19 protein-coding genes are annotated in these 18,068 nt (G+C 51.9%); 7 read left to right on the top strand and 12 right to left on the bottom strand.

The features are described 5' to 3' along the window. Positions 1-109 precede the first annotated feature (109 nt). The 4 genes from AC3CB2_RS17725 to AC3CB2_RS17710 form a co-directional block, all read right to left on the bottom strand. The gene (locus AC3CB2_RS17725) at positions 110-340 is read right to left on the bottom strand and encodes a helix-turn-helix transcriptional regulator (RefSeq protein WP_352934921.1); all 231 of its coding nucleotides are present in this window, start codon (positions 338-340) and stop codon (positions 110-112) included. A gap of 432 nt (positions 341-772) precedes the next feature. After that, a complete protein-coding gene (locus tag AC3CB2_RS17720; RefSeq protein WP_352934918.1) occupies positions 773-1,321 on the bottom strand; it encodes a hypothetical protein in 549 nt (182 codons plus the stop codon). A 10-nt stretch (positions 1,322-1,331) separates the two neighbouring features. Beyond that, positions 1,332-2,462: a tyrosine-type recombinase/integrase gene (locus tag AC3CB2_RS17715; RefSeq protein WP_352934915.1), complete on the bottom strand. Its 1,131-nt coding sequence runs from the start codon at positions 2,460-2,462 to the stop codon at positions 1,332-1,334. 296 nt (positions 2,463-2,758) lie between these two features. Beyond that, positions 2,759-3,604: a LysR family transcriptional regulator gene (locus AC3CB2_RS17710; RefSeq protein WP_352934912.1), complete on the bottom strand. Its 846-nt coding sequence runs from the start codon at positions 3,602-3,604 to the stop codon at positions 2,759-2,761. A gap of 186 nt (positions 3,605-3,790) precedes the next feature. Between AC3CB2_RS17710 and AC3CB2_RS17705 the strand changes: the two genes are divergently transcribed. Then, entirely contained in the window at positions 3,791-3,961 is a 171-nt protein-coding gene (locus AC3CB2_RS17705) for a hypothetical protein (protein WP_164845339.1), read from the top strand. A 153-nt stretch (positions 3,962-4,114) separates the two neighbouring features. Continuing rightward, on the top strand, positions 4,115-6,073 hold the full coding sequence (locus AC3CB2_RS17700; RefSeq protein WP_352934909.1) for an acyltransferase family protein: 1,959 nt from the start codon (positions 4,115-4,117) through the stop codon (positions 6,071-6,073). 298 nt (positions 6,074-6,371) lie between these two features. On the opposite strand, the gene AC3CB2_RS17695 is transcribed toward AC3CB2_RS17700, so the two are convergent. The 3 genes from AC3CB2_RS17695 to AC3CB2_RS17685 all read right to left on the bottom strand — a co-directional run bounded on the left by AC3CB2_RS17695 (position 6,372) and on the right by AC3CB2_RS17685 (position 9,155). After that, positions 6,372-6,644 carry a hypothetical protein gene (locus AC3CB2_RS17695; protein WP_352934906.1) on the bottom strand — a complete coding sequence of 91 codons (273 nt, stop codon included), beginning with the start codon at positions 6,642-6,644 and terminating at the stop codon, positions 6,372-6,374. A gap of 617 nt (positions 6,645-7,261) precedes the next feature. Next, complete coding sequence (locus AC3CB2_RS17690; protein WP_352934903.1) at positions 7,262-7,552, bottom strand: GIY-YIG nuclease family protein; 291 nt, start codon at positions 7,550-7,552, stop codon at positions 7,262-7,264. A gap of 1,474 nt (positions 7,553-9,026) precedes the next feature. Further along, positions 9,027-9,155 (bottom strand): hypothetical protein, encoded by a 129-nt coding sequence (locus tag AC3CB2_RS17685; RefSeq protein ID WP_352934900.1) that lies wholly within the window; start codon positions 9,153-9,155, stop codon positions 9,027-9,029. 203 nt (positions 9,156-9,358) lie between these two features. Here AC3CB2_RS17685 and AC3CB2_RS17680 point away from each other — a divergent pair, with 203 nt between their 5' ends. Together AC3CB2_RS17680 and AC3CB2_RS17675 are read left to right on the top strand one after the other, a co-directional pair. Further along, positions 9,359-9,796: a hypothetical protein gene (locus AC3CB2_RS17680; RefSeq protein WP_352934897.1), complete on the top strand. Its 438-nt coding sequence runs from the start codon at positions 9,359-9,361 to the stop codon at positions 9,794-9,796. Between the two features lie 15 nt (positions 9,797-9,811). Next, positions 9,812-10,267, top strand: a complete 456-nt coding sequence (locus AC3CB2_RS17675; protein WP_352934894.1) for a hypothetical protein — start codon at positions 9,812-9,814, stop codon at positions 10,265-10,267. A 59-nt stretch (positions 10,268-10,326) separates the two neighbouring features. On the opposite strand, the gene AC3CB2_RS17670 is transcribed toward AC3CB2_RS17675, so the two are convergent. Beyond that, positions 10,327-10,509 carry a hypothetical protein gene (locus tag AC3CB2_RS17670; protein ID WP_352934891.1) on the bottom strand — a complete coding sequence of 61 codons (183 nt, stop codon included), beginning with the start codon at positions 10,507-10,509 and terminating at the stop codon, positions 10,327-10,329. Positions 10,510-10,772: 263 nt separating this feature from the next. Here AC3CB2_RS17670 and pheS point away from each other — a divergent pair, with 263 nt between their 5' ends. Further along, the gene (pheS, locus tag AC3CB2_RS17665; protein ID WP_014283801.1) at positions 10,773-11,855 is read left to right on the top strand and encodes a phenylalanine--tRNA ligase subunit alpha; all 1,083 of its coding nucleotides are present in this window, start codon (positions 10,773-10,775) and stop codon (positions 11,853-11,855) included. Positions 11,856-11,882: 27 nt separating this feature from the next. Next, a complete protein-coding gene (gene pheT / locus AC3CB2_RS17660; RefSeq protein WP_425328958.1) occupies positions 11,883-14,306 on the top strand; it encodes a phenylalanine--tRNA ligase subunit beta in 2,424 nt (807 codons plus the stop codon). 182 nt (positions 14,307-14,488) lie between these two features. On the opposite strand, the gene AC3CB2_RS17655 is transcribed toward pheT, so the two are convergent. The 3 genes from AC3CB2_RS17655 to bamE (AC3CB2_RS17645) all read right to left on the bottom strand — a co-directional run bounded on the left by AC3CB2_RS17655 (position 14,489) and on the right by bamE (AC3CB2_RS17645) (position 16,420). Next, positions 14,489-14,932, bottom strand: a complete 444-nt coding sequence (locus AC3CB2_RS17655; RefSeq protein WP_352934888.1) for a DUF134 domain-containing protein — start codon at positions 14,930-14,932, stop codon at positions 14,489-14,491. Between the two features lie 203 nt (positions 14,933-15,135). Continuing rightward, a complete protein-coding gene (gene bamE / locus AC3CB2_RS17650; protein WP_037038278.1) occupies positions 15,136-15,525 on the bottom strand; it encodes an outer membrane protein assembly factor BamE domain-containing protein in 390 nt (129 codons plus the stop codon). A gap of 496 nt (positions 15,526-16,021) precedes the next feature. Next, positions 16,022-16,420 (bottom strand): outer membrane protein assembly factor BamE domain-containing protein, encoded by a 399-nt coding sequence (bamE, locus tag AC3CB2_RS17645; RefSeq protein ID WP_208990103.1) that lies wholly within the window; start codon positions 16,418-16,420, stop codon positions 16,022-16,024. Positions 16,421-16,745: 325 nt separating this feature from the next. Here bamE (AC3CB2_RS17645) and AC3CB2_RS17640 point away from each other — a divergent pair, with 325 nt between their 5' ends. Continuing rightward, the gene (locus AC3CB2_RS17640; RefSeq protein ID WP_352934884.1) at positions 16,746-17,033 is read left to right on the top strand and encodes a GIY-YIG nuclease family protein; all 288 of its coding nucleotides are present in this window, start codon (positions 16,746-16,748) and stop codon (positions 17,031-17,033) included. Positions 17,034-17,444: 411 nt separating this feature from the next. Here the strand turns inward: AC3CB2_RS17640 and AC3CB2_RS17635 are convergent, their stop codons facing one another. Then, on the bottom strand, positions 17,445-17,822 hold the full coding sequence (locus AC3CB2_RS17635; protein ID WP_352934881.1) for a hypothetical protein: 378 nt from the start codon (positions 17,820-17,822) through the stop codon (positions 17,445-17,447). Positions 17,823-18,068 lie beyond the last annotated feature (246 nt).

Here is an 18,068-nt window from a genome sequence, read left to right as displayed (position 1 = left end):
GGAGGGATCTTCACGCCATGCTTCTCGGATATCCTTTTCAAGGATTTCCGTTGCTTCTTGGCATACGAAAGTGTTTCAAAACCATCAGGGATGTAGGACGGAAGTTTGCTCATGATTTACCTCCGCCCACTTGGTTTATGTACGCGAGAATATCAGCTTCTCTCCATGCGGAGATACGAGCACCGAGCTTTATTGGCTGGGGGATTTCTCCTGCTTTGATCTTTCCGTAAAAAGAACTGCGTGAGATTGGTAGAAGCCCCGTGGGGCCGATGATCTCGAAAATGCGAATGAGCCTGCTAGCAGTTGCTTCACTGCTATGTTTGGGTTTTATGGAGTTCATTTTAGTCCTTTCATATGTTGTTGAACATAGGAGGACTTTTCGCAGAGAATTTACCCGTATTTTCGAATGTCGAAAAACTGAAATTCGATATAGATAAATCTTAGCTCAAAACTTTCAATGAAAAAGGCTACCCTTCAAGCTCTTCCCAGATATGTGTGATCAAATTTCTAACCGCTTCATGTTTGAGATCGTATCCCGCTCTTTGCACGCAATCAGCAATGTTTATGTGTGTTGAGGAGTTAGTTCCTAGACCATTGTAATGGAATTTGTCTTTGGCAATACCAAGTATAATTTTTTGGTAAGTACTCTTTCTTCGCGAGATTATGTAAGCAACGGTTTTTTCGTCGAGTTTATGAAGGTGGCTGAATGGAATATCCAACTCCCAGTCATTTTCCTTAGCCCATTTTAAAAAATTCTGTGGTAGTAAAGGGCTTAAGTTGCTTCCTCTAGCTGTTTCAGGCGAGTATAATGTTCCGTAGACATATTTTCTCCCAAACTGAACTCTACGGCCTCTTCTGGGGTCCAGATGGCATATCGCAACCAGTTTTCGTACCGTTTACTTTCTTGTTTTGATGTTGCGAGCACTTCAGCACAGAGTGGCTGTCTTTCGGAGATACCAAAGGTTTTCCGAAATATCTTATCGATTCCTTCTCGTTTTAGGCGTTCAAGTTCGCCTTCATATCGCTCAACTGTGTCTAACCATTCCAAAACTGCCTCGGAATGCTCTTTAGATCTGAGCAGAATATGATTTTTATTATGTTCTGAGTTTTTCTTATCTGTCAGATCGGGATCAAATTTCTCTGCAATTAGTTGAGCAATGCTTTTTCTATTGGGTTTTGGATTATATTCTTCCTCTACCTCGTAAAAGAACTCTCTAACCTCGCGCGTATAGCCAGGGAATCTTAGCTCCAAGAGATACAGAATTTGGAGTACATCTTCATCTCCTGAAAAATTTATAAAATACTGTCTTTTGTTACGCATATCTAAACACTTATTTCTTATATATGAATACTGCCCAATCCTCCATCATTTCCCGCCTACGCTCAAGAAGGTCGGAGCGTCTATAAGCAGCTTCTACCTTGTTCTTTATGGTATGTGCTAAGGCCATCTCGGCGATTTCGTGCGGATAGTTGGTGGTTTCAGCTGCCCAATCACGGAAGGATGATCTGAAGCCGTGGGCCGTGTAAGGGACTTCCATGCGTTTAAGCATGGTTAGAAACACCATGTTCGACATCGGTTTTTCTAGCTTCTGCCCTAGGAACACAAAGGTACTGCTTGAGCTGTAGGGTTTTGCCTGTTCCAGCACCTCTAGTGCGCGTTCAGGCAAAGGTACACGGTGTTCGCGCTTTGCTTTCATGCGTTCTGAGGGAACCGTCCATAGGCGTTGCTCTTCATCTAACTCAGCCCACTCGCATTTTAGAACTTCGCTTGTGCGGCAGGCTGTTAAGATTAAGAACTCAAAGGCCAGTCGAGCAATAATGCCTCTTGTTTCAGTCGTGCGCAGCTTGGCAACAAATTCTGGAACTTCCTGATACGGCATAGCGGCGTGGTGCTGGTCTTTGGTTGCCTGCTTCGGTAATCCTCTCTCGACTCCGTCAACTGGATTGTCGCCTGTTCTAAAGCCTGCTGTTTTGGCCCAGTCGAAGACAGTCGACATGCGCTGCCTCACACGCCTAGCTGTTTCTGCCTTGAGCAGCCAGATAGGAGAGAGAACTTTCAGGATATCTGCTGTTTGAATGTCATTCACCTGACGTTTGCCGATTGTAGGAAACGCATAGGTCTCAAGAGTGTTGATCCACTGCTGAGCGTGCTTCTCGTTTTTCCAAGTCGATTTCGTTTCCTCAAAGACGGTCTTGGCGGCTTCCTGGAAAGTTGGTACGACAAGGCGCTCTTTGCGCTGCTCTTCTATGGGGTCGCCGCCTTCTCTTGCTATTTTCCGGTATTTGATGGCCAGTTCACGCGCTTCGGGAAGGGATACAATCGATGTGCCACCCAACCCCATATCCCGGCGTCTGCCTTGTATCATCAATCTGAGAAGCCAACGTTTGGCTCCCGACTGCTCCACTACCAAATAGAGACCATTGCCATCTGGGTGGCGGCCTAGTTTAGTGAGTTGACGCACCTATAGCGCGGAGAGTGCTTTCTCCGGGTGCGTGCCCGTTTGCTTTGGCATGGTTGAAGTTACCCCACATTTCAACCCACAAAATAAACACGATTGAATAGGATTGCAATAGACAATACTGTACAGCCAAAATTGAAAAAGCTATTATATCATAAGGTTATATGGTGACCTCTGCATCTTCGTGCACACTAAAAGGCCTTCCTGTCTCTCCACCATTACTTCCCTCGAAAAGCAAAGTAATTCAACGCCAACCGGCGCCGCTTTTCTGCGTTTGTTTTCCTCTCAAAATACACCCATCACCGCCCGCGATGCTGCTCGATTACGTGTACGATCCGGTCCGTCATCACCCGTACCTCGGGCAGATGTCTCCGGTCATCATGCATGGTCACCCATTGGAACTTGGTCAGCTCCTCAATCACCGGCCCGCACCGCCGCAGTTGAGGCGCGGTATCCCCTAGGAAGCACGGCAGAATGGAAACGCCAGCTCCCGCGCACAGCATGTCCAGCAGGGTGTGTTGAGAGCTCACCTGCATCACCATCTCACTGCCATGGTGCTCCAGCAGCCAGCGGGAGGAGTTTGTGGTCGCGAACTCCGGTGCGATGCTGAGCCAACGTTCCATCACCGCCTCATCAGCCCCAACCGCCACATAGGGCGCGAACTCCACGGGCGGCAGACGCTTACTCGCCAGCCCGATCTCCGCCGGAGGAGAGCTACGTAGCCCGATATCAATCTCGCGCTTCTTGATGTTCAGCCGGTCCTCGCTGGTAATGAACACCACCTCGAACTCATCCTCCGGCTTGCACAGCGCACCAATATGCATGCTGAGAAACTTCATCGTCCAGCTGCCGGCAGAAACGCGAACCTGCGGCCTGCGGGATTTTGCGCTCAGCCACTGCTCAAACCCGGCATAGGCACACTGAAACGGCTCCAGCTGCTCCAGAACATCATGCCCGTCCTCGGTCAGCACATACCCGGCCTGCACCCGGTCAAACAGTTTCAGCCCCACATCCTCTTCCAGCTGCTGCATGCGGCGGCTGAGCGTCGCCGGACTGCACGACAGCCTCTGCGCCGCTTCACTCAGCGTACCGCAAGCCGCAAGCACGAGGAATGCATTGAGATTATCCAGCAATCGAACCTTCATTCTTGAAAACTGCTTTTGAAATTTGGCCGCTATCCGGCGGGAAGAACACGAGGAAAGATAGTGCGTACTCCCGAGAAGTGGAAGTCGGTTCTCGGACAAGAGTACGCAGAAAGAAACAATGGAGCGACACCAGGCCTCGAAGAGGCGGTTGCTTCGCGCAGTTCTCCTCAATGAAAAGAAGCCCGAATGTTGATTTTTCCACTCCCCGAACCAGATAAGCACCCCAAGAACCCAACGCGCCAGCAGCTGGAAGATTACTACACCAACTACGCCAGCGCCTGCGCACGGCCCTATTACATCGCATTGGCCTCCATCATGGCTGGCCTCTTCGTGCTCTTCTGCCTCTTCAGCGCATAACACTGGGATGTTTAGAAAATACACAAAAGCAGGGGACACTCAAAAATTGAGTATGTAATATTATTGCAACTTAATGGGGGATGTATTGTAAGAGCTCATACAATGTAGGTATTGGCAAAATGGCAGTAGTTAAGACTGCTTATTGGGTTGTTTATGTCTAATTTTTTATCTGTTCAAGAAGGGTTTCGGGATGATTTAGAGGGGCTGCGGGGTATTGCAGTTCTTCTAGTGGTCTTGTTTCATTTTAATCTTTTTGGATTAACTAACGGCTTTTTCGGAGTGGATCTATTTTTCGTGATCTCCGGTTTTTTGATGACTCAAATTCTCCTAAGTGATAGATTTTATTGGAGAATTGAGAGCGTTAAAAATTACTATTCTAAAAGATTTTGGCGGATAGCCCCCGCTTACTTGATAGCCTTGATAATCGCTCTGATTGTAGCTTTGAGTAATCAATGGGCTCTTATAATTGATAATTTTACACAGTCTCTCCTCAGTGCTCTTGTATTTTCCTACAATTTGTATGCACCAATAGAAACGGGATACTTTGCAGCCGCAGCAATAACTAAGCCCTTTCTGCATCTTTGGTCGCTAGGTGTAGAAGTCCAGTTTTATCTCATTTGGCCTATTGTACTCTTTTTTCTACATAAGCGGCCTTTCTTGCATCAAATTGTTTTAGTGTCCGCCATATCTGGTATTTCATTGGCATATTCTGGCATTGCTCAACTTGAGGGCGACGAAGATGCCTACTTCAGCTTAGTAGCTCGACTCTGGCAATTTGGTGCTGGTGCTTTGGTTGCGCTGGTCTTGAGAAATGGTATCAAGATAGCAAGTTTCGATACACTTCAGTATTTGGGTTTGGGATCTCTACTTTGCGTTATAACGCTTTCATTTGCTTCGCCTTTTGATAGCTGGAATGTAGCCACCGCTTTGCTGGTTACAATTGCTGGCGCAACTTTAATTTTTGTTGGGGGAGCGGGCGATTTACCCAGCAGTGCACTGATGTCGGTAAGACCCATTCGGATGCTTGGTCGGATATCTTACAGTGTATATCTCGTTCATTGGCCACTGGCTGTCGGGATGTACTTCTACTTCTCTGACTACGATGAAAATACCATTCTTCGCTTAGGAGGGGCGAGTCTTTCTATCCTTCTGGGAGCTCTTCTGTATTGGGCCATTGAACAGCGTTTTCGCGTTGGTAGGGATGGGCACCAGACACAGCTTAAAAAACGCCTGTCAGTAGGCGCTTTCGCCATTTTACTGCTTTTTGGTGTTGGCTTACAGTTTGAAAGACTATGGCCTTTGGTCTTCAACGCCCGTCTTATTGAGATTTCGGTTTTGGATCGTGACTTCAGCAAATATGGAGACGAAAGTTGCAACGAGGATCCCCAGTTGCCGTGTGCGTTGGGTGCCCAGAGCAAGCAGCCTGAGTTGATGTTATGGGGAGACTCTCATGCGAGACATTTCGCATTAGGCATAGATCGTGTGTTTACTGAACAGAAACGGGAAGCGATCTCTTTTGCAACAAGTGCTTGCCCTCCAGTAGGTCATTGGCTTGATTTGAGTTCCCATAATGCCGAAGATTGCCGAGTTTCTAATCAAACCGCCATGGCCTACTTGTCTACGAGCCAAAGCCCACGTCAGGTTATACTCGCCGCACGTTGGTTTGCTTATCATCCGGAAAAAGAACAGTTCTCAGATGAGCAAAATGCTAGCGCAAGTAAGTTAGATATTGTTGGAGCATTGGATCAAACGCTGAGTGAGTTGCAGGAACTGGATAAACAGGTGACGATTGCGCTTCAGGCGCCGGAGTATAGGGAAAAAGGCCACCTGCGCTTGTGTCAGGACGCGTTCATCAAGGACGACGGATCAATGAGCGTTGCATGTAAATCTCCAGCTTCAACTCATTTGCTGAAACAGATGAAAATTGACGCGCAGATTTTGGAAGTTGCTTCCAAGTATAACAATGTGCGTGTGGCGGATGTAAAGTCTGTATTCTGTGATGATGATGGTTGTGTACTAGCCAAATCTGATAAGTTTTATTATCGAGACACAAATCACTTGAATCGAATAGGTGCTGAACGTGTTGTCCGCGAAGCGTTTATCGGAATGTAGCGTTCCATAGGGTTGTTTTAGCTACGGTAACAAGTCGATATCCCCATAACACTGGCCTGCGGAGTGCGTTACTCACCGCAGACCAGCAGGGTGCACGCGCAGGCAGACCGCCGGTCGCTGGCAGACCACATGCACGGGGCGGCTGAACAAGGATTGCGAGGCACCGCCCACGGCGCAGCAAGCGCACCGCGAAAGCACCGGCACAGTGAAACGGCACACCTCAGGGGAGATAACCCGAAGCAAGGCGCACCAACGCAGCCGAACAGGGCAGGGGGCTCAGCGCCCCGCGCCCAACCCGTTAATCAAGAAGCGTCAATGTTGTGCTGATTGGTTGTGGGTCGACGACCCGCTGTAAAACCCCACAGGTCTTTCTCAGCGCTTCCAGGCGGTCTCGCAAGGCATAATGCAAAGTGAACAAAGCATCCCGCTCGCTGCTCTGGTTCATCCGCTCACTCAGCACAAGCTGCTGAAAATAAGCCAGATTCTCAAGGTCAGAGACAGCAATGAGTACTTCATCTAGTTCATTGTCGATAGTGTTTTGGGCGCTATGCGCGCATGCGGTATCGTCCATTCCAATCCCCTTACTGACTAGGGTGTTGAAGAACCGCGCAACAGCAAGCTTTCTAGGGCACGCTGGCGAGCGGGAGGCTAGAAACCTGAGTCAGACAGGCGAGCTTATTCCCTCCCGAAGGAGGTGTTGTATTCACCGCCCTCCCGCTCATAGCAAAGGGTTCGCGCACTATAAAATAGGCACAAAAAAACCGCTAGACTACGGGAGCGGGTACCGCTGACATGAGGTTTCTAGGCCTCACATATGAGTGTGAAACACAACTCCACAACCTGTCAACGCCCAATCCCAAAACCTCCCCCACTCATGCATTTCTGCAACGGTGTGTGAGGGACTTCCCTCAACGTTTTGAACGCGCCGCCCCCACGACGTCATCCCGGGCGAAGACCCGGGACCCATCCCACGTCTCCACCAACGCCATACTCGCCAGTCAATAAAGCCCTCACCACAAACACTCGAAAGCTCCCCAATCACAGCGCTCACGCCAAAACCCAAAACGGTCCCCCACGGTGTCATCCCGGGCGAAGACCCGGGACCCAATCCACGTCTCAACCAAAACGCAAAGCGATCCCCCGCGGTGTCATCCCGGCCCCCGAGCCGGGATCCATACCCACCGGCCTCTACCCAAAATGCAAAGAGAGTGACAAATCCTCCCAATGAGGGTTCATCTCCTCAATGGCCTGAATTTTCCAATCCCGCTTCCAACGCTTCACCTGCTTCTCTCTGCGAATAGCCTCATGAGGCTCCTCATAAACCTCATAATAGACAAGCTTGGAAACATCATACTTGGCCGTGAAACCGGGATTCATTTTCGTCTTGTGCTGATGCACGCGCTCAGGCAGATCATTCGTCATGCCCGTATAAAGCGTCCCATGCTTCCGGCTCGCAAGAATGTACATGTAATAAGACATGCAACAAGTATGCAGCCAGTAATCCCCTGCCGCCACTGCACAAACTCACCAGTAAATACAGGGAGTATAGATCCCGGCTCCTTGGCCGGGAAGACACCCGAGGCGACAGCTCTGCTCATCAATGCCACTGCAAAGCCAGCCCCACCTCAAGCCACAGTGCCCTCACACCCCATGCCTCCTCTCAGAGCCCGCAACCCTGCAAACCCCACATCCCCTCCCGGTGTCATCCCGGGCGCAGACCCGGGACCCATACCCCCGGTCTCAGCGGGCAATGTCAGGCAACAGCAACAGGGCACAACCTTCCTCAGCATCTGCCACTTCAGCAAACGCCTTCAGTCAGCAAATGAAGCTCGCATTAGGAAAAGGGGAGATGCACCGGGAGGCCACGTCTCCCTCCCTGCATTACTTAACGCCGCATTTGGTCATAGATCCCGGCTCTTTGGCCGGGAGGACACCCGAGGCGACCGCTCTGCTCATCAGTGCCGTTGCAAAGTCAGCCCCACCTCAAACCACAGTGCCTTCACATCCCATGCCTCCCCTCAAAGCCCGAAACCCTGAAAGCCTCACATCCCCTCCCGGTGTCATCCCGGGCGCAGACCCGGGACCCATACTCCCGGTCTCCGCAGGTAACGTCAGGCAGCAGCAACAGGACGCAACCTTCCTCGGCATCTGCCGTTTAGCAGACGCCTTCAATCATCAAATGAAGCTCGCAATAGGAAAAGGGGAGGTGATCAGGAGATCTCGTCTCCCTCCCTGCATTACTCAACACCGCATGTGGTTATAGATCCCGGCTCTTTGGCCGGGATGACACCCGAGGCGACCGCTCTGCTCATCAGTGCCACTGCAAAACCAGCCCCGCCTCAAGCCACAGTGCCTTCACACCCCATGCTTCCCCTCAGAGCCCGCAACTCTGAAAGGGTTACATCCCCTCCCGGTGTCATCCCGGGCGCAGACCCGGGACCCATACCCCCGGTATCAGCGGGCAACGTCAAGTATCAGCAACAGGGCACAACCTTTCTCAGCATCGGCCACTTCAGCAAACGCCTTCGGTCATCAAATGAAGCTCGCATTATCGGTAAAGGAGATGCTCCGGGAGGCTTCGTCTCCCTCCCTGCATTACTCCACACCGCATGTGGTTATAGATCCCGGCTCCTTGGCCGGGATGACACCAGAGGCGACCACTCTGCTCATCAGTTCCACAGCAAAGCCAGCCCCACCTCAAACCATAGCCCCCTCACACTCCATGCTTCCCCTCAGAGCCCGCAACCCTGAAAGCCCCACATCCCCTCCCGATGTCATCCCGGGCGCAGACCCGGGACCCATACCCCCGGTCTCAGCGGGCAATGTCAGGCAGCAGCAACAGGGCACAACCTTCCCCAGTATCTGCCACTTCAGCAAACGCCTTCAGTCCTCAAATGAAGCTCGCATTATCGGTAAAGGAGGTGCTCCGGGAGGCTTCGTCTCCCTCCCTGCATTACTCAATATCGCATATGGTTATAGATCCCGGCTCCTTGGCCGGGATGACACCAGAGGCGACCGCTCTGCTCATCAGGCCCACTGCGATGCCAGCCTCACCCCATGCCGCAACGCCTTCACACCTCATGCCTCCTCTCAGAGCTCGCAACCCTGAAAGCCCCACATCCCCTCCTGGTGTCATCCCGGGCGCAGACCCGGGACCCATAACCACTAACGTAGTTTCATTTATCGAAAAAATTGGGGAGCGGTACTTATCTAGAATGTGTCTTTCTGACTTCTGCATAATATGATGCAGTAAAATACAGGGAAACTAAGTGAGTTTATTCGGTAATGATAAGGCGACTGTATTTACTGGGTTTGTTTATAGTATTGCTTTCATTTTCAAGTATTTCCAATGCTGAAACATACCGTTGCGTAACAATGTCATCTGTTGGGTTTGAAGCTGATCAGAACTGGCAGCCTGCTAAGTTTGCAGATCGCCCTGTTTACCTAATCAGGAAAATGGATGAAGCGGAACGTGATAATATTCTCATTTTCCCTGATCCTAAGATAAATGGCAGGTTTTCGAAGGAGGGAGAACTCGTCGAGAAAGGATTTTGTGAGATCTCAAAATTGGAGATCAATTGTAACTCCTCTCTTGGTGAACTCTATATGGCACAGGAGAATGGCCGGTTTACTCTAACAAGAGACAGAGGATACATTTTAAACCTAGATGAGGATATTTTTCTAGATATTGGTACTTGTTCTTTGCTTGAGCAAGATCATTAGAGAGAATCTATATTTATGAAGCGGTTTTTGAAAATATCCATTCTCGGATTTATGATTTTGTACACTTCTACGTTTGCGCGTGCTGAGGACTATGTGCGGACCGCCAGAATTGGCTACGCATTATGGGAATGCGCTGCTCTTGGTTCAATCACGAAAGAAGATAGCAAGCAAAGAGAGGTGTTCTTCGAAAAAGGGCATCAAGAATTGACAAAGCTGTTTTCTGGCCTTCTTGAAGGAAAAGTAGCTGAGGAAGATTGGGACCAGATGCCAATTGGTTTGAGGTTAGGGTTAAGTGGAGGGCCATCGCTTGAGTTTAGACTTGGAGTTTTGTGGGCAGGTATCATAGAAAACATGTATGAAAGTACTCTACCAAAACAAGAAAGCTTGAGTTGGGATGATAAAAAAATGCTCCAGAAAAGTGCTGCGCGAAAGAAATTTAAAACGAAGAATTGTGAGTTGTTAGTGCCCTAGAAGGATGAGCTATAGTTGGTCAGGTGTTTTGGGCCCCTTCCCATCCTCCACCATTTCCGCTAGTCTCCACCACACCACCACCAATCCTCAAAGGATTCCCAATGCCGCTGCGCGTGCACATCGCTGAGAAGATCACCGCCCGTGTCCATGATGGTCCGGCGTGTGGGCGATTTATGCGCTTGGCTTGAACAGCTTCCCAATGCATGAGTGAACCGCACCGCAGAGCCCTTGTGCTCGCCCATTTGTGCGCCCTCACTTGAGCTATGAGCGTTTAGGCAGCGGGGCAGGGCGTGGCATCCCACGTGCCGCCTCAACGATGCAGATGGTCAAAATTCCTCAGTTTCCGATGAAAAACGGGAGTATTGAGGAAATCTAAGAGCCTGAAACTCATTCAGCCCCTTTATTGCGCTGCCCGCATTCGTTAAAAGACCTCCACGAATTTTATCTGCCCGGCTGTGACTCGAACTGTGCGCAGCTGCTGGCACATGCAAACCCTTGAGGGATTATGTCCGACCTCGAAACACTCGAAGCCGAGATTAACACCGCGATTGCCGGTGCTGACTCCGAAGCCGCACTGGAAGACGTGCGCGTTGCCGCCCTTGGCAAAAAGGGCAGCGTTTCTGAAAAAATGAAAACGCTTGGCAAGATGAGCCCGGAAGAGCGCAAGGAAATGGGTCCAGCGCTCAACGGCCTGAAGAACCGCGTGGGTGAAGCGATCGCTGCCCGCAAAGAAGTGCTGAAAGAAGAAGCACTGAACGCGCGCCTCGCATCTGAAACCGTTGATGTGAGCCAGCCACTGCGCACCACACCGGCAGAAGAAGGCCGCATCCACCCGATCTCTCAGGTGACTGACGAGCTGATCGCCATCTTCGCCGACATGGGCTTCTCCGTTGCTGAAGGCCCGGACATCGAGACCGATGAGCTGAACTTCACCGCGCTGAACTTCCCGGAAGGCCACCCAGCCCGCGAAATGCACGACACCTTCTTCTTCAACGAGAAGGAAGACGGCGAACGCATGCTGCTGCGCACGCACACATCCCCAGTGCAGATCCGCACCATGCGAAACCAGCAGCCACCAATTCGCGTGATTATGCCGGGTCGCACATACCGTTGTGACAGCGACCAGACTCACACACCAATGTTCCACCAGATGGAAGGCCTCGTGATCGACAAGACCACGCATATCGGCCACCTGAAAGGCACATTGGAAGAGTTCCTGAAGTCCTTCTTCGAAGTGGACGATGTAGAGCTGCGCTTCCGCCCAAGCTTCTTCCCGTTCACCGAACCTTCCATGGAAGTGGACGTGAAGTGCGACCGCTCTGGCGCTGAAGTGAAAATCGGCACCGGCAACGACTGGATGGAAATCCTCGGTTGCGGCATGGTGCATCCAAACGTTCTGCGCAACTGTGGTCTGGACCCAGATGTCTACCAGGGCTTCGCATGGGGCATCGGTATCGACCGTTTGGCCATGCTGAAATACGGCATGAACGATCTGCGCGCCTTCTTCGATGCTGACGTCCGCTGGATTAAGCACTACGGCTTCCGCCCACTGGACATTCCATCCCTGATGGCCGGTCTTTCCAAGTAATTTGGTCCAAACGTAAAGAGCAGAAAAATGAAATTCACCCTTTCCTGGCTCAAGGACCATCTTGAGACCGATGCAAGCCTTGATGAAATTGTTGAGCGCCTGACGCTGATCGGGCTGGAAGTGGAAGAAATCACCAATCCAGCAGATCGCCTCGGCACATTCAAGATCGCCCGCGTTCTGGAAGCTGAGCAGCACCCAAATGCAGACCGTCTGCGCGTGCTGAAAGTGGACACCGGCGAAGGTGACCCGCTGCAGGTCGTCTGCGGCGCACCAAACGCCCGCAAAGGTCTGGTTGGCGTCTTCGCGAAACCGGGCGACTACGTCCCAGGTCTCGATGTAACTCTGTCCGTCGGTAAAATCCGTGACGTGGAAAGCTACGGCATGATGGCCTCCGAGCGCGAGCTGGAGTTATCCGACGAACACGACGGCATCATCGACCTGCCAGAAGACGCACCAGTTGGCGTTCCATATGTTGAATATGCTGGTCTGGATGACCCGGTCATCGAAATCGGCCTGACTCCAAACCGCTCCGACTGTGCAAGCGTGTTCGGTATTGCGCGTGATTTGGCTGCTTCCGGCTTAGGAACGCTAAAAACCCCGCAAAAAACGCAAATCAACGCACATAGCAACGCAAACGACCTAAAAGTTGTTTTGGATCTAGGGGATAGCCCGGAACACTGCCCTGCATTCGGCTACCGTGTGGTCCGTGGCATCAAAAACGGCCCGTCTCCAAAGTGGATGCAGAAGCGTCTGGTTGCTATCGGTCTGCGCCCGATTAATGCCCTCGTGGACATCACCAACTACATGACCTTCGATCAGGGCCGCCCGCTGCATGTCTTTGATGCAGATAAGGTTTCCGGCAACCTGACCATCCGTCATGGTAAAGCTGGCGAGGAACTTGTTGGCCTCGACGGAAAAACTTATGCCGTCGATGAAACCGTTGTGGTCATCTCCGACGACAACGGTCTGGAGTCCCTCGGCGGAATTATGGGTGGAGAATCAACAGGTTGTGACGAAAACACCACCAATGTGGTGATCGAAAGCGCTCTGTGGGACCCGCTCAACATCGCCCGCTCCGGTCGTAAACTGGGAGTATCTACCGACGCACGCTACCGCTTCGAGCGCGGTGTAGACCCGGCGTACATGGTGGAAGGCCTTGAAGTTGCTACGAAAATGGTCATGGACCTGTGTGGCGGCGGCGAAGCATCCGACACCCACGTTGTAGGAGAAGTGCCTCAGGAAGAGCGCATCATCGACTTCCCACTCAGCGAAGTAAAGCGCCTCTCCGGTCTGGAAGTATCCCACAGCGAGATCAAGGCTATCCTCTCCCTGCTGGGCTTCTGGGTCGCTGGCAATGGTGATGTAGTCAAGGTTTCTCCTCCAAGCTGGCGTCCGGACGTACACGGAAAAGCTGATTTGGTAGAAGAGGTTATGCGCATTGTCGGCATCGACAAAGTGCCAACTGCTACCCTGCCGCGCATGGAGCCTGTCTCTCAGAAGGTTCTGACTGTTAGCCAGATCCGCCGCTCCAATGCCCGCCGTGCCCTCGCTGCGCGCGGTATGGACGAAGCCGTTCTGTGGTCCTTCATTCCAAAAGCCCACGCAGAACACTTTGGCGGTGGTAACCCTGTGTTATCATTGGCAAATCCGATTTCCTCCGACATGTCCGACATGCGCCCGTCCCTGCTGCCTGGCCTGCTCACCGCTGCTCAGCGCAACGCCGACCGCGGCTACGCAGACGTCGCCCTGTTCGAAGTCGGCCAAGTCTTTGAAAACGATAGCGAAAAAGGCCAGAAGATGGTCATCGCCGGCATCCGCCGCGGTACCGCCAAACCAACCGGTTCTGGTCGCCACTGGTCTGGAAACGCTGAAAACATTGATGTTTTCGACGCGAAGGCGGATGCGGGTGCGGTACTGCAGTCCATCGGTGCGCAGGTAGGCAACCTGATGGTCTTCACCGACGCCCCATCCTACTACCACCCAGGCCGCTCCGGCGCCCTCAAAATGGGCCCGAAAAACACCCTGGCGTACTTCGGTGAGATCCACCCTAAGACCTTGGAAGCATTGGACATTGAAGGCCCGCTCGTGGCGTTCGAAGTCTTCATCGACGCTGTGCCTCAGCCGAAGAAGAAAGCGACCAAATCCAAGGGTGCGTTGAATGCAGCGGATCTTATGCCGGTAAAACGGGACTTTGCGTTCCTGGTAGACAGCTCTACCCCGGTTGAGAAGCTGCTGAAAGCCGCTAAAGGTGCGGATAAGGCATTGATCACAAACGTGAATCTCTTCGATATCTACGAAGGGCAGGGCGTGCCGGAAGGCCAGCGTTCTCTCGCGATCGATGTAACCCTGCAGCCGACCAAGAAGACCCTCACCGATGAGGATATCGAGGCGGTCTCAAACAAAATTGTTGCGTCCGTTCAAAAGGCTACCGGCGGTACCCTGCGCGGATAACTCCCGCTGAACAACGCTGATAAAACATGAAAAACGCGGATTCCGGAAAAAACAGGAATCCGCGTTTTTTATTGAGAAATCGGGAAAATAGGGCCAGCAGGTAAGGGCATAACTGCGCTGGCCAACGGGAATAACGCTTCACCGCCAAAGCCCAGCCAAACACGCCCTCAGCAACAACCGCCCTAAGCCTCCGCAGCGCCCTCAGAACCCTCCACCTCATCCGGCACAATCGCCTCAGAGATCACGCTCGCACGCCCGCAGAAGCCGCGGCGACGGCGGCGTTGCATGCGTTGACAGTCCTCGTCACTCAGCTCGCTCTCCGGCTTGCAGGACCCCTTGGCCGAGCCAGCAGCGCCCTCAATCTTCAGCGCCAGCCCCTCGTTCAGCGCCGTGGCAACCACCGTGCGCGCGTGAGAAACCAGCCGCGAAAACGTAGGCCGTGAAATCCCCATAAGATCCGCCGCCGCAGCATGTTCCAGCCCTTCGGCATCCGCCAGACGCAACGCCTCCATCCCGTCTTCACTCAGCACAGCAGCGCGAAGCTGGCGCAAAGGCACACCCTGCGGCTTGAAGAACTGAGCACCCGAAGCTCCATGAATGCGGCGTGGTTTTCTTGGTCGTGGCATAACAAACACTCCTTATTATGAGCATATGTTCATTATAGTGCGCCTTTAAACCCAGACTGACAAGTTAGGAAATGAACATATGCTCATTATCTACCCCGCACTGCACCCGGCGAGAAGGGCATAACTCCACACACCCACGGGCATAAACGCCAAAAACGCCCGACACTTCCGCGCCAGACGCTCAAACCCGATAAAAATCTATGCTACATGTTCGCGGTGATAAGTCCGGTGCGAACCTCGTCCTCCACCTCAATCATGGTGTAGTTCTTCAGCAATCCATCACGGTCAAAAAACAGGGCCACTTCCTTGGTGGTCACATCCTGTCCGCTGGCAAGCAGATCAACCACAGGAATGAAGTTCTCAACCTTCGCCTGCGTCCGCACATGCCTGTATTTCCAGATCTCATTGCCGCTGTCGGTGAAGTCCGTTGTGTTCGGATCGCCCAAGGCAACGCGCACATCTTCCTTGGTGGTCTTGCCAGTCTCCAGCTGCCCATCCAATCCCTCACGGGTCAAATGGCGAAGACTTTCATTGCCCACAGAAGCGCAGCCGGAAACGCCAAGGCCAAGCCCCAGAGCGAGGATAACATGCACAATCCGCAAACTTATGCCCCTTTGCGTTGGTTTGCGTTGGTTTGTGAAGGCCAACGCACCGCGAGGTCTTATCCGATGGGAATAGACCTTCGTTCTCTTAATTGAGCGTGGCCTCATATAAGAGCGCTGTAAACCTGAGATAAGACTCGTGTCATATCTATCAAGGGTAATCTGGAGAGGTGATTAATCGAATAATATCAGTGCATTAGAGAGAAGTGCGCTTTGCTGCCACAACAATGCCGGCAAAACAACCTGCACCCAGCATGTGGAAGATCCCATCACAAACGCGCGAGTATAAAACGAGCATAACGCGCCACCCGTCATTTTGCGTTGCTATGTGCAATTTTGCGTTTTTCTGCGTTCCTATGGAAATTGGTAGAGCGGTACCACCCAAACCGACGCCTCCCCCGCAAAAAGGGGAATAAGTGCTCTGAGAAAAAGCCTTGGGCAGCCCATCATTCCCGCCGCCCAAAACCAAACTTATCCCCGCAAGGGCTTACTGGTTCGCGTTAATCAAACCAGTGCGCACTTCGCTGTCAGTCTCCAGCATGGTGTAGTTTTTCAAAACACCACGGCTGTTAAAGAACAGAGCCAGCTCTTTCTTCTGCAGATCCTGACCACCAGCCAGAATGTCGACCACAGGAATAAAGTTCTCAACCTTCGGCTGGGAGCGCACGTGCTGGTACTTCCAGATCTCGTTGCCGCTATCGCTGAAGTCTACAGTGTCCGGGCTGCCAAACAGCTTGGCCACATCATCCTTGGTGGTTTTGCCCTTGGTCAACTTGGTCGCAACAGTCGCTGCTGTCTCTTTACGAATGTTCTCGTTGCCAACAGATGCACAAGCAGCAAGAGACGCTGCCAGCGCAACAGAAATCATGATTTTCGTGAAACGCAAAGTAATCCCCATCAGGCCTGGCGTCAGCTGGCCTGTATTCCAAAACGGCCCCAACACTAACCGGGAATCCGCAACTTATAATGGAAACTCCCCTACCAGATATGCGGGGCACATGCCATTGGTTTTAATCAATGAGCTGATTAAACTTAAGATTGAGCGCGCTGCCGATTATCGACGTTTTCCTGCAGCCACACAACGACCCCTTCGAGCCACCCCTCCGCCGTCATCCCGCACTTGATGCGGGACCCAGCTGAAACCCATCAAGAACAATGCATTGGCTATTTCATGATGTTGTCGCTTCATCTTCATCGTCGCAAACTAGGTCATGACCTATTACGTGTACATGACCGCAAGCCGCAGAAATGGGACGCTTTACACCGGTGTGACCAATGATCTAGTAAGGCGCGTTCATGAGCACCGCGAAAAAGTAGCAACATCCTTCACAGCGCAGTACGGCGTTTCCCAACTGGTGTACTTTGAAGAGTTTGAGCGGATCGGAGACGCAATCGCCCGGGAGAAGAAACTAAAACGCTGGCGACGGGCATGGAAGATCGATCTGATTGAAAACCTCAACCCCACTTGGCAGGACTTATATCTCGAACTAACCCGATAGCCCTCCACCGTCATCCCGCACCAGCGCAGCGCGATGCGGGACCCAGAGTGATGAGGCAATGAGTTTGCGTTTAAGAGTGCAGTATCGCTTTCCACTGAATGCAGTAAGCGCCCAGCTAGGTCCCGCATCAGGTGCGGGATGACGACAGGGTGAGGCCGCCTAAGCCTTCACGCCAAATACTTGCTTTCTCCAATGCTGCTGCTCCAGCGCTGTCGCTCGACAGGCGCTCCCAACCAACCTCGCCAGGAAAAGAACTGCCGCAGTATCCCCCTCCGCCGTCATCCCGCACAAGCGCAGCGCGATGCGGGACCCAAGGCAGTGCTATTCAGATTTCAGGTTAGTTTATGTTTGAGCTCCACGAAGTGCGTTACCCCTTTGCCTTTGTCTCTTTTAAGTAAGCTGCAAAACAACTCAATCTGAGGAAGCACGATGTAAGATCCGAGCCACAAGTTCATAGGCTGCCCAGAACACGCCGCCGCAAATCGTGTAAATCAGAGCAAACCCTAAACCGATGCCTTGGCCCGTTGCTGCATTAAGATGATCGCTTGCGTTTATACCTAGTATGTAGCAGCCTTCCGGGTAGGAGGCAGGAGCGTCTCCTCTTGGGCAGTACTTGGATGCAATGCCTATAAAGATTATGTAGGCCACCCACAAAAGCACAGGCCAGTAGACCGCCAAAAGTAGCCCAATCCTCACTTTTTGCTGCTTCTTAATGAAAGAAACAAGCAGTCCCACAAATGGGCCTATAAGTACGATGAAAAATGAAAACAGGATTATAGCTGCTGCCATTTGCCTTCCTGTAACCTGTCATGCAGTTCAGATGCCCTTAAAGCTATCCGTCATCTTACAAAAAGAGAGTGCTGGCGATAGCAACAAGATTACATGGCAAAGAAATCATAGCGCTTAAACCGCCCTGGGTCCCGCATCGTGTGCGGGATGACGTCTGGGAGATCCCGCCTAAGCCTTCATACCAGATATTCGTTTGCTCCTTCATCAATCAACCATCTGCATAGACAGTATGACGACTGGGGGGCT

Source organism: Pseudovibrio sp. SCP20, from assembly GCF_057774105.1.
Note: the sequence above shows the minus strand (reverse complement) of the source record. Positions and strands in the feature narration are given on the sequence as shown.